The 15,688-nt window shown below is 55.9% G+C and carries 17 protein-coding genes; 2 read left to right on the top strand and 15 right to left on the bottom strand.

The features are described from left to right. Positions 1-12 precede the first annotated feature (12 nt). The 3 genes from CV945_RS12005 to CV945_RS11995 form a co-directional block, all read right to left on the bottom strand. Positions 13-915 carry a cation diffusion facilitator family transporter gene (locus tag CV945_RS12005; RefSeq protein ID WP_100659851.1) on the bottom strand — a complete coding sequence of 301 codons (903 nt, stop codon included), beginning with the start codon at positions 913-915 and terminating at the stop codon, positions 13-15. Positions 916-1,041: 126 nt separating this feature from the next. Next, on the bottom strand, positions 1,042-3,294 hold the full coding sequence (gene secDF / locus CV945_RS12000; protein WP_100659850.1) for a protein translocase subunit SecDF: 2,253 nt from the start codon (positions 3,292-3,294) through the stop codon (positions 1,042-1,044). 118 nt (positions 3,295-3,412) lie between these two features. Further along, positions 3,413-3,703, bottom strand: coding sequence for a post-transcriptional regulator (locus CV945_RS11995; RefSeq protein WP_044743337.1), 291 nt, complete (start codon positions 3,701-3,703; stop codon positions 3,413-3,415). Positions 3,704-3,810: 107 nt separating this feature from the next. Here CV945_RS11995 and spoVB point away from each other — a divergent pair, with 107 nt between their 5' ends. Together spoVB and CV945_RS11985 are read left to right on the top strand one after the other, a co-directional pair. After that, complete coding sequence (gene spoVB / locus CV945_RS11990) at positions 3,811-5,373, top strand: stage V sporulation protein B (RefSeq protein WP_100659849.1); 1,563 nt, start codon at positions 3,811-3,813, stop codon at positions 5,371-5,373. Between the two features lie 64 nt (positions 5,374-5,437). Further along, entirely contained in the window at positions 5,438-5,821 is a 384-nt protein-coding gene (locus tag CV945_RS11985) for a TIGR04086 family membrane protein (protein ID WP_015375485.1), read from the top strand. Positions 5,822-5,913: 92 nt separating this feature from the next. Here CV945_RS11985 and yajC read toward each other — a convergent pair whose 3' ends face one another. The 12 genes from yajC to CV945_RS11925 form a co-directional block, all read right to left on the bottom strand. Further along, a complete protein-coding gene (gene yajC, locus CV945_RS11980) occupies positions 5,914-6,186 on the bottom strand; it encodes a preprotein translocase subunit YajC (RefSeq protein ID WP_044743340.1) in 273 nt (90 codons plus the stop codon). Positions 6,187-6,209: 23 nt separating this feature from the next. After that, a complete protein-coding gene (tgt, locus tag CV945_RS11975; RefSeq protein ID WP_100659848.1) occupies positions 6,210-7,352 on the bottom strand; it encodes a tRNA guanosine(34) transglycosylase Tgt in 1,143 nt (380 codons plus the stop codon). Between the two features lie 17 nt (positions 7,353-7,369). Continuing rightward, positions 7,370-8,398: a tRNA preQ1(34) S-adenosylmethionine ribosyltransferase-isomerase QueA gene (queA, locus tag CV945_RS11970; protein ID WP_100659847.1), complete on the bottom strand. Its 1,029-nt coding sequence runs from the start codon at positions 8,396-8,398 to the stop codon at positions 7,370-7,372. A gap of 15 nt (positions 8,399-8,413) precedes the next feature. Next, the gene (locus tag CV945_RS11965; RefSeq protein ID WP_011232066.1) at positions 8,414-8,620 is read right to left on the bottom strand and encodes a DUF2905 domain-containing protein; all 207 of its coding nucleotides are present in this window, start codon (positions 8,618-8,620) and stop codon (positions 8,414-8,416) included. After that, complete coding sequence (ruvB, locus tag CV945_RS11960; protein ID WP_044744841.1) at positions 8,617-9,618, bottom strand: Holliday junction branch migration DNA helicase RuvB; 1,002 nt, start codon at positions 9,616-9,618, stop codon at positions 8,617-8,619. Before ruvB ends, CV945_RS11965 begins: the two co-directional genes overlap by 4 nt. 33 nt (positions 9,619-9,651) lie before the next feature. Next, a complete protein-coding gene (gene ruvA / locus CV945_RS11955) occupies positions 9,652-10,236 on the bottom strand; it encodes a Holliday junction branch migration protein RuvA (protein WP_033014800.1) in 585 nt (194 codons plus the stop codon). Between the two features lie 104 nt (positions 10,237-10,340). Continuing rightward, entirely contained in the window at positions 10,341-10,817 is a 477-nt protein-coding gene (locus CV945_RS11950) for an intercompartmental signaling factor BofC (RefSeq protein ID WP_063329418.1), read from the bottom strand. Between the two features lie 197 nt (positions 10,818-11,014). Then, positions 11,015-11,755, bottom strand: a complete 741-nt coding sequence (locus tag CV945_RS11945; RefSeq protein WP_047818795.1) for a YebC/PmpR family DNA-binding transcriptional regulator — start codon at positions 11,753-11,755, stop codon at positions 11,015-11,017. 139 nt (positions 11,756-11,894) lie between these two features. After that, positions 11,895-12,629, bottom strand: a complete 735-nt coding sequence (locus CV945_RS11940; RefSeq protein ID WP_044744802.1) for a YhcN/YlaJ family sporulation lipoprotein — start codon at positions 12,627-12,629, stop codon at positions 11,895-11,897. Between the two features lie 115 nt (positions 12,630-12,744). Continuing rightward, a complete protein-coding gene (gene nadE / locus CV945_RS11935; protein ID WP_100659846.1) occupies positions 12,745-13,485 on the bottom strand; it encodes an NAD(+) synthase in 741 nt (246 codons plus the stop codon). 34 nt (positions 13,486-13,519) lie between these two features. Continuing rightward, a complete protein-coding gene (locus CV945_RS11930) occupies positions 13,520-14,464 on the bottom strand; it encodes a phosphotransferase (RefSeq protein ID WP_100659845.1) in 945 nt (314 codons plus the stop codon). Continuing rightward, positions 14,448-15,688: peptigoglycan-binding protein LysM (locus CV945_RS11925; protein ID WP_100659844.1), on the bottom strand; the 1,241-nt coding region annotated here is incomplete at its 5' end. The genes CV945_RS11925 and CV945_RS11930, both read right to left, overlap by 17 nt.

Genomic DNA, 15,688 nt, shown 5'->3' with positions numbered 1-15,688 from the left:
CAGGCAACGACGTTACGTGTTTTTTTCCGGGTCGTACGGATTGATATGCACCATCACGTCGCGGACGCGCGGCAAAGTGAGCAGCTTTTCTTTCACTTTTTTCCCGATCCGGTGCCCCTCCTCAACGGTCAACCGTGGATCAACTGCAATCTTTAAATCCACAATGACATAGTGGCCATGCTCGCGTGCATACAACTCGTTAATTTGCCGCACATCGGGAATGGACAAGACCGCCTCGCGCAAATAGCCGGCCTCTTCCTCGTGCAGCACATGGTCAATCGCCGTATGGATCGAATGGCGTCCAAGCTCCCATGCCATTTTCAACACAAGAATCGCCACGAACAGCCCGGCAAGCGGATCAGCGTACACAAGCCAGCCGATCCCCCATTTTCCGCCGAGAATGGCGGCGCCGACGCCGGCGAGCGCGGCGAGTGAAGAGAAAACGTCGGAGCGGTGCTCGTAAGCGTTGACGATTAATGCATCGCTTTGCAGTTTTTTTCCGAGCCGGTATTTGTAGCGGAACATCGCTTCTTTGACAGCAATCGACAACAACAGAACATAAATGGCCGCGACCCCCGGCGGCGACAGTGGGGCAAAAAAGGATTCAAGCGCGGAACGCCCGATCTCGAGCCCGACGAGAAACAGAAGAACCGCCACAATAATGGCGGCGATGGATTCCGCCTTTCCGTGCCCGTACGGATGGTCTTCATCCGGCGGGCACGCCGCGGCGCGCAGCCCGACCCAAACAGCAAACGAGCCGGCGACATCGGACGCCGAATGAGCGGCGTCAGCAATTAACGCCTGGCTTTGGCTCCATATGCCGACGGCCGCCTTGACGACAGCGAGCGCCATGTTGCCGACGATGCCGACAGCCGCTGCTGTTTTCGCCTGCTTGAATCGCTGTTCGTTTTCCATATCCTTTGTCCCCCATCTTTTGCGTTTCGCCTGCTTTGCATCTGGCCATTAGTGTAACCCATTTTTCCCTCATCGTTGCGAAAGAAAAAGCACCGGAAAAAGCAAGCGCTGTTTCCGGTGCGGTCATTATAAGTTCGGTTCGGCTTCCGGCGCCGCTTTTTTTGCCCCTTTGCCTTTTTTGAGCTCCCGGCCTTTCCAGACGACCCAGAGCTGCGAGGCGATGCAAAGCGATGAGTATACGCCGCAAACAAGCCCGACAAGCAAGGCGAGGTTAAAGTTGCGGATTGCTTCGCTGCCGACCAAAAGCAAGGCGACGACGGTAAACAAGACGGTCAAGACGGTGTTGATCGAACGCGTAAACGTTTGCTGCAACGCCCGGTTGACGATATGCTGCAAGTCGCTGACCGTTTTCGGCTTCCGCCTTTTCATAAGATCGCGGATGCGGTCAAATGTGACGATCGTATCGTTGATCGAGTAGCCGATGATCGTCAGCACCGCGGCGATGAATGTCAAATCGACTTCAAGACGCGTCAAGCTGAACACGGTAATAATAAAAAACGCATCGTGCAATAAGGCGACAATGGCTGCGAGCGCCATTCGCCACTCAAAGCGGATCGTCACGTAAAGAATGATGCCGATGGATGAAATAAGCACAGCAATGAGCGCATTGCGGGCGAGCTGCTTGCCGACGATCGGCGAGACGGTGCTTACGTTCGGCTCAAATCCATACGCTTCTTTCAACTCGCTTTTCAGCTTCGCAATTTCGTTTTTATCAAGCACGCCAATTAAGCGAACGACGCCTGTTTTCCCATCCGCGCCGGAAAGGATGACCTCCTTGGGTTCATGACCGAGCTCCTTGAAATAGCCGCGCAGCTCATCGGCATCGATCGGGCGGCTGCTCGTCACCTCAACGCGCGTTCCGCTTGTAAAATCAATGCCGAGATTCAACCCGAGCGCTGCCAGCGAAATGACGCCGGCAAGCGTCAAGGCGCCGGAGAACAGGAAAAACTTTTTGCTATGTTTGACAAAATCCCAGCGGTCAAACTTCGTCGGCACTTCCGTTTCATCGGTCGTTTCAGCGATGTTTAAGATCTCCGACCGTTTCACCCCGAACCATTCCGGCTTTTTATCCAACCAGCGGCTCGAGACAAGCAGTCCGAGCAGCAGACGCGTGCCGTAAACCGCCGTGACGAAGGTGACGACAATGCTGATGATGAGCATCGTCGCAAACCCTTTGACCGAGCTTGTCCCGTAAATGAACAAGACCGCGCCGGCGATGATCGTCGTAAGGTTGGCATCAAAAATCGTCGCAAACGAGCCGCGGTTGCCGGCGCGAAACGCCGACAGCATCGACTTGCCGAGCTTAATTTCTTCCTTGATTCGCTCGTACGTAATAATGTTGGCATCAACCGCCATCCCGACCCCTAAAATGAGAGCGGCGATGCCCGGCAGCGTCAAGACGCCGTTCATCCAATCAAACAACAGCAAAATCAAATAAATATAGACGGACAACGTAATGACGGCAATGACTCCCGGCAGCCGGTAAAACCAAATCATAAACACGAAGATGGCAGCGATACCGATGATGCCGGCCAACATCGTTTTTTGCAAGGCGTTTTTCCCGAATTGGGCGCCGACAGACGTCGAGTAAATTTCATGCAACTCGACAGGCAGCGCGCCCGCGTTCAACAAATCGGCGAGCTGCTGCGCTTCTTTCACCGTAAAGTTGCCGACGATCGACACGTCGGTCTGGTTGAACACTTGGTTGACAGACGCGGCAGAAATAAATTTTGGATCCGCCTTGCCTGCTTCTTTTCGGTACGAATCGACTCCTTCTTGAAAATCGAGCCAGATGACCAAAATGTTGTTCGGCGGCCCCATCTTATACACTTTTTCCGTCACCTGGCGGAACTTGTCAGCATCTTTTAGTTTAATCGCCACGCTCGGCCGGCCGTTTTCATCAAACGACAGTTTTGCCCCGCCTTGGACGAGGTCGCTTCCGTCCATCAGCACGTTGTCATTCACATCGCGGAACGTGAGCTTCGCCTGCGTCGCCAAAATTTGGCGCGCTTCGTTTTGATCTTTCACTCCGGCGAGCTGGACGCGGATGCGATCGTTCCCTTCAATGTCGACGCGCGGCTCGCTGACGCCGAGGACGTTGATCCGCCGGTTTAAGGCGCTGACCGTGCTTTGGAGCGTTTCATGGTCAATTTTGTCGCCTTTTTTCGCCGGCTTCACTTCATACAGCACTTCAAATCCGCCTTGCAAATCAAGGCCCAGCTTTATGTTATGTACAATTCCTTGAATCGTCGGCCCCATCACTCCTGCAAACAACAACAAGAGGAGAAAAAAGGCGACGATGCGGCTTCGCTTTACCATCCGTTTTGAAATCCTCCTTTGGCTCATCTTGTCGGCCTAGCCGCCGCAGCGTCATCGTGAAACGGATCCGCTTCGACTTTCATTATGGGACAGCGGACGGCTAGTGTCAATTTTTCCGCTATAACAAATCGTGAAGAATGCGCTCCAGCTCATCCCCTCCGGTCAACCGCTGCTGCTCGTACGACCGCATCGTCAAAAAGGCCATATATTCCCCCGGCGAAAGCGACAAAATGTCGCTCACCAGTTCATGCAGCTTTTTTTCCGCCGCTCCATGTTTCCACCTGCGCGTCCGCAAACATTCCCACAGCCCGTCAAGCGTCACTTGCGTATAGCCGAGCAGGCGAAATTCATCATATTTGCACTCGAGCGCCGGCATAAGCTGTTCGCGCAGCTTTTGCTCGTGATCCATTCCCCACCCTCCCGCGCCATGCCAGCCATGATCCTTGTCATGCTTGGCCATATGTCTCGCATATATTGTATAAAAGATTAAGGCATTTGAGAAGGCAGGGAACGAAAATGTCCAAATTTTTGCAAGGGACGATCATTTTAATCGCCGCCGGCTTTATTACAAAAATTCTTGGCTTCATCAACCGCATCGTCGTCGCCCGGATGATCGGCGATGAAGGGGTCGGGCTGTACATGATGGCGGTGCCGACGCTCGTGCTGGCGATCACCGCGACGCAAATCGGGCTGCCGGTCGCCATCGCGAAGCTTGTCGCTGAAGCGGAGGCGGCCGGCGACCGGCAACGGGTGAAAAAAATTCTTGTCGTATCGCTCGCGACGACCGGGGTGCTGAGTCTCGTATTCCTGCCGGCGCTCATTGTTGCAGCGCCGTGGCTTTCGCGGACGATGTTCACCGACCCGCGCACGTACTACCCGTTAATGGCCATCGCCCCGGTCGTGCCAATCGTGGCGATTTCTTCGGTGTTGCGCGGCTATTTTCAAGGGCGCCAGCAAATGAAGCCGTACGCCTACTCGCTTTTGATTGAACAAATCGTCCGCATCAGCTTGATCGCTCTATGCACAAAGCCGCTCCTGCCGTACGGCGTCGAATACGCCGCCGCCGGCGCCATGGCATCTTCCGTCCTTGGCGAACTGGCCGCCTTACTGTACTTGTTGTTTTTATTTAAGTTCAAAAAGTCCATCCGCCTGCGGACGAACTTTTTTCGCTACGTACATGCCGGTAAAGAAACGTTCGTCCGCCTCATGCGGATCGCCCTGCCAACGACCGGCGGCCGCTTGATCGGCTCACTTTCTTGGTTTTTCGAGCCGATCATCGTCGCCAACAGCTTGGCGCTGGCCGGCGTGGCCGCCTCCGCCGCCACGAGACAGTACGGCCAGCTTGTCGGCTACGCGCTGCCGCTGCTCACTTTGCCGTCATTCATTACGTACGCGCTCTCGACAGCGCTTGTGCCGGCCATTAGTGAGGCGATGGCGCAAAACAAGCCGCTGTTGGTCGAATACCGGATCACCCAGGCCATGCGCCTAGCGCTTGTCACCGGCGGTCTTTCCGCCGTCGTCCTTTACATTTTTGCCGAACCGCTCATGCAGTGGATGTATGGCACGAGCGAAGCGGCCATCTTTATTCAAGTGATGGCGCCGTTTTTCTTATTTTATTATTTCCAAGGCCCGCTCCAAGCGGTGTTGCAAGGGCTCGACTTGGCAAATGCAGCCATGACGAACAGCTTGATCGGGGCGGCGGTCAAGCTCGTGTGCATCTTCGTCCTTGCCTCGCGGCCAAGCTTAGGCATTATGGGAGCGGCGCTTGCGACGTCCATCGGCACGGTGCTTGTGACGCTTCTCCACTTCGCCACCGTCGCCAAAGCGGTGTCGTTTTCCATTCATGTGCGTGAGTATGGGAAAGCGCTCATCGCCATCACCATAGCCGGCGCGGCCGGCTACATGCTCTACCATCATCCGCCGGCGGCAGCCCCTTCATCGTCATGGACGCTGTTTGCGATGACGGCAACCATCGCTTTGTATACCGCTTCCCTTCTCGTCTTCCGGCTGATCAAACGGGAGGAGCTCGTCTACCTGCCCGGACTGCACTGGCTGGCCGGAAAAAACAGAAGAAAATGAACTTCTAAACGTGTCCAACGGCGAATATATTGTGGTAAACGATTGTAGGCAAGGGGGGAGCACGGTGTCACGGCTTGGCAGCGCACTCGTCTACGGCGTCGCCACCATTTTCGTGTTGGCGGCATTCGTCAGCTTCGTTTTTTCGTTGCTGCTCAAATGGACGGATCTTCATGAATCGTCGCTGACATGGATCATTTTTGCCGTCTCAGTCATCTCCATGTTCATCGGAGGGATCGTCGCCGGCGGAAAAAGCCAGGAAAAAGGGTGGCTTGCCGGCGGGTTGACCGGCCTTTCGTTTACGGCAATTGTCTTTTTGTTTCAGTTTCTCGGCATCGAAAAACCGTTTACCATCGAACAATGGCTATACCATCTTGGCTTTTTGATTGCCGCCTCCCTCGGCGGCATCGTCGGCGTCAACTTGTCTCCGGTGCGCCGCGAACGGGCGTAAGCGGGCGCATCAATGCAAAAGCGGCTGTTTCATTGGGAAACAGCCGCTTTTTTGACGGCGGCCTGGCTTAGGCGCCGCCCTCTGAGCTTCCACTATGCCTTGCTTTCCGCCACCACTTCTCTTACCGCAGAGCGGTCGAACGTCAACCGCGTGCCGTCGCCGGCGCGGACGATGATTTTGTCTTCATCGACCGAGTCGATAATGCCATGCAAGCCGCCAATCGTGACGATTTTGTCACCTTTTTTCAAGTTCGCCTGCATTTGCTGGATGGCGCGCTGCCGCTTTTGCTGCGGACGGATGAGCAGGAAATAAAAAATGACGAAAAACAGCACGATCGGCAAGATGTTGGCAATCGCCGCGTTCATGCGATCCCCTCCTTTCTGGGCAGCTAAAAGTTTTTCGCGTTCGGCTTGTTGAAGCCGTAGCGTTCGAAAAATTCCTCACGAAAATCGGCAAGCCGATCTTCACGGATCGCTTGTCTCACCTGCTCCATTAATTTTATCAAAAAATAGACGTTATGGTAAGACGTAAGCCGGATGCCAAATGTTTCATCGCATTTGATGAGATGGCGAATGTAGGCGCGCGTATAGTTCCGGCACGTGTAGCAGTCGCAGTTCGGATCAAGCGGCGAAAAGTCGCGAGCGTACTGGGCATTTTTGATCACCACCCGTCCTTCGCTCGTCATCACGGTGCCGTTGCGGCCGATGCGCGTCGGCAAGACGCAGTCAAACATATCGATGCCGCGGATCGCCCCGTCAATGAGCGAATCGGGCGAACCGACGCCCATTAAGTAGCGGGGCTTGTCCGCCGGCAAAAGCGGCGTCGTAAACTCAAGCACCCGATTCATCACGTCTTTCGGCTCGCCGACCGACAATCCGCCGACCGCATAGCCGGGAAAATCGAGCGACACTAAATCGCGGGCGCTTTGCCGGCGCAAATCTTCATATTCACCGCCTTGGACGATGCCAAACAGCCCTTGCTCATTCGGGCGGCGGTGCGCCTTCAAGCAGCGCTCCGCCCAGCGGCTCGTCCGCTCGATGGACTGTTTCATGTATTCATACGTCGCGGGATACGGCGGACATTCGTCAAACGCCATGATAATGTCCGCACCGAGCGCATTTTGAATTTCCATCGCTTTTTCCGGCGATAAAAACAGCTTATCGCCGTTTAAATGGTTGCGGAAATAGACGCCTTCTTCCTCGATGCGGCGGAATTCACTGAGGCTGAACACTTGGAAGCCGCCGGAATCGGTCAAAATGCCGCGGTCCCAGTTCATAAACGCGTGCAGGCCGCCCGCCTCCTCGACGATGTCATGGCCCGGCCGAAGCCATAAATGGTACGTGTTGCTCAAAATGACGCCTGCACCCATTTCCTTCAACTCTTCCGGCGACAGCGTCTTGACCGTCGCGAGCGTCCCGACCGGCATAAACATCGGCGTTTCAAACGACCCGTGCGGCGTATGGAGAATGCCAAGGCGCGCCCCAGTCTGCCGGCACGTTTTGATCAGTTCAAAGCGAATCGGTGTCGTCAACGTGCTGTTCTCCTTTCTCAAATGATGAGCATCGCATCACCGAAGCTGAAAAAGCGATACCGTTCCTTCACCGCTACCTCATAGGCATGCAAAATGTGCTCGCGTCCGGCCAGCGCACTCACGAGCATAATGAGCGTCGACTTCGGTAAATGGAAATTCGTGACCAGCCCATCAATCCCTTTGAACTCATAGCCCGGATAGATGAAAATGTCGGTCCAGCCGCTTTCGGCGACAAATCGGCCGTTATGTTTGCCAGCGATCGTCTCGAGCGTCCGTGTCGACGTCGTGCCGACAGCGATAATTCGGCCGCCGTCCGCACGCACGCGGTTCAAGATCGCCGCCGTTTCCTCGCTCATTTGATAAAATTCGGCGTGCATATCGTGCTTCTCGACTTCGTCCACTTGCACTGGCCGAAACGTGCCAAGCCCGACATGAAGGGTGATGAAGACGATATGCACCCCTTTTTGGCGAATGTCCTCAAGCAGCTCTTCGGTGAAATGCAAGCCGGCGGTCGGCGCTGCCGCCGAGCCGATTTCACGGGCGTAAACGGTCTGATACCGCTCCGGGTCGTCGAGCTTTTCTTTAATGTACGGCGGCAGCGGCATCTCGCCAAGCTCGGCCAACACTTCATAAAACAAGCCGTCATACGAAAACTCAAGCACGCGGCCGCCGTGCTCCAGCGTATCGAGGCAGACGGCTTCAAGCTTCCCCTCGCCAAAGGTGAGTTTCGTTCCTGGCTTGACTCGTTTTCCCGGCTTGACGAGCGTCTCCCAACGGTCGCCGTCCAATTGCTTTAACAGCAGCACTTCGACCGTTCCGCCCGTTTCCGCTTTTTCGCCGTAAAGACGCGCCGGCATGACGCGCGTATCGTTTAACACGAGGCAATCGCCCGGATTCAAGTACGAAATAATGTTGCGAAATGTTTCATGGCGGATGGCGCCCGTCCGTTTGTCCAACACCATAAGCCTTGACGCCGCCCGGTCTGGAAGCGGCGTTTGCGCAATCAACTCTTCCGGCAAATGAAAATCAAACAAATCGACTTTCATGCAGTTCTCCTTCCTTCAGCGAAATCGTCCGAGCACGTAAAAAATCAACGATAACACAACGCTCAGCAAGATGGATGTCACAACGGGAAAATAAAACGTCATATTCCCTTTGCGGATGACGATATCCCCCGGCAAGCGGCCGAGTTTGACAAACTGCATGACAAACCCGACCATGATGAGCACAACGCCAATCGTCATGATCAACTTTGGCAAGCTGTTCACCGCTTCGGAACCTCCATTTCGAAATGGGCATACGCCGCCGGCGTGACGACGCGCCCGCGCGGCGTCCGCTGCAGCAAACCGATTTGCAGCAAATACGGCTCATACACTTCTTCAATCGTCTGCGCCTCTTCCCCGATCACTGCCGCCATCGTTTCAAGCCCGACCGGGCCGCCGGCGAACTTCTCAATGATCGCTAAAAGCAGCTTATGGTCAATGTGATCAAGCCCGAGCCGGTCGACCTGCAGCCGCTCGAGCGCCTCGACAGCGAGCGGCAGGGTAATTTCACCGTCCCCGCGCACTTGGGCAAAATCGCGAACGCGGCGGAGCAGCCGATTGGCGATGCGCGGGGTGCCGCGCGCCCGGCGCGCGATCTCGGAAGCGGCTTCGCTGCTAATGATAATACGTAAAATCGCGGCCGCCCGTTCAACAATGTGGGCAAGCTCATCGACTCGGTAATATTCAAGACGGCTGATGACGCCAAACCGGTCGCGAAGCGGCGCCGACAGCGCCCCGGCTCTCGTGGTCGCCCCGACGAGCGTAAACGGCGGCAAGTCAAGGCGAAGCGAGCGCGCTTCCGTTCCTTTGCCGATCATAATATCCAGGCAATAATCCTCCATCGCCGGATAGAGCACTTCTTCAACCGTCCGCGGCAACCGGTGGATTTCGTCAATAAACAGCACATCGCCAGGCTCAAGAGAGGTCAAAAGCGCCGCCAAATCGCCGGGCCGCTCGAGCGCGGGGCCGGACGTCGTCCGCAGCCTGACCCCCATTTCATTCGCAATCACAGCGGCCAGCGTCGTTTTCCCAAGCCCCGGCGGACCATACAGCAGCACATGGTCAAGCGTCTCCTCGCGCAGCTTGGCCGCTTCAATGAACACCCGCAAGTTTTCTTTCACTTTATCTTGCCCGATATACTCATGCAAATATTGCGGACGCAAACTCGGTTCCAATGCCGCCTCGCCGCCTAGGGCAGCGCTGGATACGATCCGGTCATCCACCGCCATCCCTCCCTTCTCGGTTTCCTCCTTTCCTTACTTGAGCAAGAGCGCCAACGCCCGCTTCACATATTGCTCCGTCGACATCGCTTCACTGCGGAGCGCCGGAATGATTTTTTCAATTTCCCGCTCGGCGTAACCGAGCGCCTTGAGCGCAGCGACCGCCTCAGCCAGCTCTCCGGAAAGCGGGGCGGCCGAACGTGCAGCCGCCGGCGCCGCAAGCGCTCCGAGCTTCCCTTTTAAATCCAAAATCATTTGCCGAGCCGTCTTTTTGCCTACGCCTGGAAACTTGCATAAAAACGCCTCGTTTTCTTCCTCGATGGCCCGCGCCAGTTCATCAGGACGCCCGGCCGCCAAAATGGCAAGACCCCCTTTTGGACCGATGCCGGACACTTGAAGCAGCTTTGTGAACAAGTTGCGCTCTTCGCGCGTGGAAAACCCGTATAAAGCGTGCACATCTTCGCGCACATATTCGTATGTATACACCGTCACCACCGCCTCGCGGCTCTCGCGAAAGGCAAACGGATTCGGCGTAAAAATTTCGTAGCCGATGCCATGATGGTCAATGACGATATATTCCGGGCAGACGTAGTCGACGTACCCGCGGATAAACTCGATCAATGGAACGCTCCTCCCCTTTTCTCGTCCTTTCATTGTATCATATGATTTCATTATAGCAAAAAGAAATCCCGTGATGCGCATCGCACCACGGGCTTGTCGCCGCTTTACTGGACAACCGCAAAATGGCGGTACATTTCAATCACTTGTTCGTATTGTTCTTTCGAGAGGACGCGAATTCCTTGCTTTAATTTTTGCTGCTGGCGGCTTTCGAGCTTTTGCACGTCAATTTGGAAAAACGACTGGATAATTTCGCTCGATCGGCCCGGTTTGCCGTTAAAAATGGACAACGTGCCATCGTCTGTAATCCCGAAATAGCCGTTCGTTTTCAACAGCGGCGAAATGTCGTTGACCGTTTTGCGAAAGACGATCGTCTGATCATCGAGCGTCACGAGTTGCCAACCGCGATATTTTTTCCATATTTCTGTCATCGAATCGACGGTTTCGGTGACTTTCTCTTCGCTCATCTCTCCGTCTAAGTAATGCTGCTGCAACACAATGGTCATCTTGACCGGCGCAGCCGACACCCCATGGACCGGCAGCACGGCGGCAACAGCCAACAGAAGGGTGGAAAGAATTCGCATCATCCCGTTCCTCTCTTCCAGCATGGTGATTCCCTTACGCTCTTAGTTTCACCGTTGCTCTCCATTTTATTCCTATTCTGCTTAGCTTTTTTGCAAAGCGAGTTGCCGCCGATCGACAAAATTCCACCTCTTTTGGATAGACCATATACGGCGGACGGACGTACACCCCTTTTTCAAGCAACAATTGGCGGGCGCTGTCATTCGTCAAGCACCGATTCGTCCAGGTTATGGTATACCTCCTGAACGTCGTCATCATCTTCAAGAGTGTCGATCAACTTCAACATTTTTTTCAAATCATCGCCTTCGAGCGTCGTATACGTTTGCGGAATCATCGTGATCTCTGCGCTTGCAAACGTCAGCCCATGCTGTTCCAGCTGCTCCTTCACCGATTCAAACGACTCGGGCGCTGTATAAATTTCAAACGACTCATCGGTCGTTTCCATCTCCTCAGCACCGGCTTCGATCGCCAACAGCAGCAGCTCATCCTCGTCGATATCGTGCTGCTCGCGATCGACGATCAGCAGCCCTTTACGCTCAAACAAGTAGGAGACGCACCCCGTTTCCCCTAAGTTGCCGCCGTTTTTCGAAAAAGCGGCGCGTACGTTTGCGGCGGTGCGGTTTTTATTGTCGGTCAGGCAAACGACCATGACGGCGACGCCGCCCGGTCCGTATCCTTCGTAGCGAATTTCTTCATAGTTCGTTTGTTCTTGGTTTCCAGTTGCTTTTTTAATGGCCCGTTCAATATTATCGTTCGGCATGTTGGCTGCTCTTGCCTTCTCAATGACAAGACGCAAGCCGGGATTGGCCGCTGGATCTCCCCCGCCCATTTTCGCGGCAACGTAAATTTCTTTGGCCAGTTTCATAAACAGCTTGCCGCGCTTCGCATCTTGGGCGTTTTTCCGCCGTTGGATATTTTTCCATTTCGAATGTCCAGCCATCGGTCTTTCTCCTCTCATCGCAACGGAATGTTCCGAATACTACTATAACAAAAAACGCCGCAAATGTCAGCCGGAGCCGTCCATCAGGACACAAAAGGAGGCTGGCCCGAGACGCGGGTTCGGGTCAGCCCCTGCTTGGCTAGCGGGTGTTTCTCGGCCGCTCTTGAATCGTGTCATGATCGATGAAAATGGTGCGCAAATCGCGGCGGATTTCGTCCATGTTGATCGGCCCGCCTTGGCGAATGGTGTTGTCAATCGTGCGGACGCGGTGGTACATGCTCGAATTGGATGTAACGCGCACCCGTTTGCCCTTGGCGTACGGAGCAACTGCTTTGGCGACGCGCTGCTCGAGCCGCTCCGGATGGCGGGCATCGGTCGCAATCGCGATGAGCGCTTGGTCGCCGTATACGACGGCGCGCGCATCATCGACTCCACCGACTGCAGCGGCGCGGCGCGAAAGCTCCTCGGCCAGGCCGCCGTCATAACTCCGGTAATATGATGGATGCGGGTCGACGCTCAACGAATTTAAATGTCCGTGATAGTTGTAATCGCCGTCGCCAAAATCGACATCACCTGGAAGAGCCGGAACATCCGTATCAAACCGGGTCGCCGCCGGTCCGCCGAAGCGGCCTTCGTCCGCCAAATAATCAGTCGCCGGTCCGCGGCGCGCCCATATATAGTTGTTGTCGTAGTTGAGCGCGTTCGTCCCATAGCGGCCGTAACGGAAATCGTCGTTTCGTTCCGTCGAATAGTAGCCGATCGGCCTTGTCGCGTTGTTATAATGCTGAGCTCCCTCATTGGCCCCGTAATTGGCGCACGAAGCGAGCAAGCCGGCAGCCGACAGCACCCCAATCCATTTGACCGCTTGTCTCAATGGAAAACCCCCCTTGGTTTCCTTCGCCCACGGCTGGCCGAAAGCCAGCCTTACGTTTAGATTGCGGAAAACAAAGGGGGTTTATCGCTGTCAGTTCGCACCAATGAGGCAACAGCTAAAACTTCGGTGGCGCGATGGCCAGCTGCCGTTTATGATGCGAGCGTTCGTGCAGTTTTTCAATAATGTTCCGGTCCCGTTCCGGAATGTCTTCTCCTTTCAAGTATTTATCAATCATTTCGTATGTCGTGCCCATCTCGCTTTCATCCGTCTGCCCTTCCCATAATCCGGCGCTCGGCGCTTTCGTGATGATTTCCTCCGGGACGCCGAGCAGACGGGCCATTTCACGCACTTCGCCTTTCGTAAAGTGGATGAGCGGCACTAAGTCCACTCCGCCGTCGCCGTATTTCGTAAAGTAGCCGGTATGCCATTCGGCGGCGTTGTCCGTTCCGACGACAAGGTAGCCGTAGTTGTTGGCAACTGCATACAACGTCGTCATGCGCAAACGCGCCCTTGTATTCGCATCGCCGAGGCGCGCGCGCTCTTCGCTCCATTCCCCGATGGCTTTCAGCTCGGCCTCGACCGCGCCAAACAACGTCCGGTGCGCCTCGGTCAAATCGATGACCAAATGCCGGATGCCGCAGCTTTTCACCACTTTCAGCGCATCTTCCATATCTTTCGGATTGCTTTTGCAAGGCATGATCAGCCCCAGCGAATCGTCCGGAAAGGCACGCTTAATCAAATGGGCGACAACCGCCGAGTCGATGCCGCCGCTGATGCCGACGACCGCCCCGTTTAAACCGGCTGATGAGACTTGGTCACGCAACCATTGCACGATTTTGTCAATTTTTTCTTGCATCCGCCCTCGACTCCTTTTCCAAAGATTCCATTTCTCATTGTAGCATAGCATAAAGGCTGCGGACAAACCGTTCTCTCCGCTTGCGGTCAAACACAAGAAGGCGGCGGCGCGCTGCCGCCTGACGCCACTCGCGAAACACATCAGCCGGAAATAAGAGCGCATGCAAAAACCAGCGTTTTTCCAACCAACGGCGAAGCGGAGCGAAACGGGCGAGTGTTGAATATGACCAACCGATATACGGCAAGAGGCGATTGGCGTATTGGCAATAGTCAATCCCGGGCGAGGCAAGAGCGGCCGCGTCATAGTCGATGAGGTACATCTGGCCGGTTGTGGTGCGCAAAAAATTATGGGAGGCGACATCACCATGAATGATGGCAGCAGAATCCGCCGTCAACTCTGGAGCATGCTCGCGACACGTTGATAGACAGTAATCCGCCCAGCGCAGCGTAAATAAAATGTCTTCTTTGTCCATGATCGTTTCAACAACAGGCAAATGTCGGCAAAACTCCTCATAGCGGCGCCGCCATTTGTCATACAGCTGCGCACGCGGCAGCCCCATCGCCTCCTGCTTGCTGCTGGCGATGTTTGCCGTTATGGTATGGTAACGTTCGAGCAAATGAAGTCCGTCAGCGGCGTCAGCCCAAGCGGCAAACGAGATTGGACGCGCTCCGGCTACATATTCCGTCAGCAGCCAATAGCATCCGCCGGCTTCAACCACTCCTCCGCGCCCGATCGGCATAGGGGCCGGCGCGGCGGAAAAACCGGTCTTCCTTAATGCGGCAAGAAGCCAGGCGTGCCGCGCGGCCGCAACAGGAAAGCGATACGCTTTGGCGACAAACATTCCTTGCCGGGCGGCAATGGCGAAGACATGCGGTTTCAATGCCACAACTTGTTGAATAACAAGCCGATATTGGCGGTCAAGAAGAAAAAAGAGACGGCCGACGGCGTCTCTTTCGATTGGATTATTGTTCTTCACCATGTTCGCTCTCCTCATCCGGCGGCCCGGCAAACAGGCGCGGGCTGGCGGCCGGCGGAGCAGGCGAAGGCGCATACCCAGGCGGGCTTGTCGGGTAGACGACGCCCGGCCACGGAAGCGGCGCCGCCTGTTGTGGGGCATACCCGTATGGAGCCGGCGGCACGTACATGCCAGGCGGTGCATACCCCCCATAGTGCGGAACCGGCGAATATACAGGCATATAGGCAACTGGCGGATACCCAGCCGGAGGCGCATACACCCCGGGCGGCGCGTATCCCGGCGAAGCGAAAGCGGCTCCCGCTGGCGGCGCCGGCGGGATGGCAGCCCCATGTCCACCCGGCCCAAGAAGCGGTGGGGACTCCGCCGATTCACTGCTGCTTTCACTGATGCCTGGATAAGGTGCTGCGCCGCTTTCTGGGCTTTCCCCGGCCGGCGGATTGGGCAACGGAGAATACGGCGGCATCGCTGGCAACGGCGGCACATAAAACCCTGGCCCCGGCAAAATCGGCGTCACCGGCACACATCCTTGATCACTGCCAAACGCCGGCGCTGGCGGCGGCGCGACCGGAACGTATGGAATGTTCGGAAGCGGCGGCGCTTCATCACTTTCCGATTCCATCTGCTCCCCTTTCAGTTTATCCGGGCTTTCTCCTGTTTCCTCTTTCATAATGCCAGGTAAAATATTGCTCGGCTTCGGCGGAATCGGCGGCAGATTCGACAACGATTTGGCAAATGAAACGTGAGAGGACGCAGCGGCCGGCGGGATCGTATGCACAAACGGCGGTTCGACAGTCGGCGTTTTCGCTCCCTCGGCGTTCGCGGCATTTGGCGCCCCATTGACCGGCACATTCGGTGTTTCATTTACTGGTGCGTTTGGTGTTTCGTTGACAGGTACTTTCAGCTCCTCTTTCCCCGTCGCTTTCGGCGCTTCGTTGGCCGGCGCCTTCGGGGCTTCCTTCCCCGCCGCTTTCGGCGCTTCGCTGGCCGGCGCCTTCGGTGCTTCCTTCACCGCCGCTTTCGGCGCTTCGCTGACCGGCGCCTTCGGTGCTTCCTTCCCCGCCGCTTTCGGCGCTTCGCTGACCGGCGCCTTCGGTGCTTCCTTCACCGCCGCTTTCGGCGCTTCGYTGRCCGGCGCCTTCGGTGCTTCCTTCCCCGCCGCTTTCGGCGCTTCGTTGGCCGGCGCCTTCGGTGCTTCCTTCCCCGCCGCTTTCGGCGCTTCGTTGGCCG

It is taken from the genome of Geobacillus sp. Manikaran-105 (assembly GCF_002809955.1).
In the GTDB taxonomy this organism is placed as follows: domain Bacteria; phylum Bacillota; class Bacilli; order Bacillales; family Anoxybacillaceae; genus Geobacillus; species Geobacillus thermophilus.
Note: the sequence above shows the minus strand (reverse complement) of the source record. Positions and strands in the feature narration are given on the sequence as shown.

What these genes read in the sequence shown, in the direction of transcription:
- CV945_RS11945 (WP_047818795.1), bottom strand. Translation starts at nt 11,755, where the DNA reads ATGGCTGGACATTCGAAATGGAAAAATATCCAACGGCGGAAAAACGCC.
- CV945_RS11930 (WP_100659845.1), bottom strand. Translation starts at nt 14,464, where the DNA reads ATGGTGAAGAACAATAATCCAATCGAAAGAGACGCCGTCGGCCGTCTC.
- CV945_RS11995 (WP_044743337.1), bottom strand. Translation starts at nt 3,703, where the DNA reads ATGGATCACGAGCAAAAGCTGCGCGAACAGCTTATGCCGGCGCTCGAG.
- queA (WP_100659847.1), bottom strand. Translation starts at nt 8,398, where the DNA reads ATGAAAGTCGATTTGTTTGATTTTCATTTGCCGGAAGAGTTGATTGCG.
- yajC (WP_044743340.1), bottom strand. Translation starts at nt 6,186, where the DNA reads ATGAACGCGGCGATTGCCAACATCTTGCCGATCGTGCTGTTTTTCGTC.
- nadE (WP_100659846.1), bottom strand. Translation starts at nt 13,485, where the DNA reads ATGCAAGAAAAAATTGACAAAATCGTGCAATGGTTGCGTGACCAAGTC.
- spoVB (WP_100659849.1), top strand. Translation starts at nt 3,811, where the DNA reads ATGTCCAAATTTTTGCAAGGGACGATCATTTTAATCGCCGCCGGCTTT.
- secDF (WP_100659850.1), bottom strand. Translation starts at nt 3,294, where the DNA reads ATGGTAAAGCGAAGCCGCATCGTCGCCTTTTTTCTCCTCTTGTTGTTG.
- CV945_RS12005 (WP_100659851.1), bottom strand. Translation starts at nt 915, where the DNA reads ATGGAAAACGAACAGCGATTCAAGCAGGCGAAAACAGCAGCGGCTGTC.
- CV945_RS11950 (WP_063329418.1), bottom strand. Translation starts at nt 10,817, where the DNA reads ATGCGAATTCTTTCCACCCTTCTGTTGGCTGTTGCCGCCGTGCTGCCG.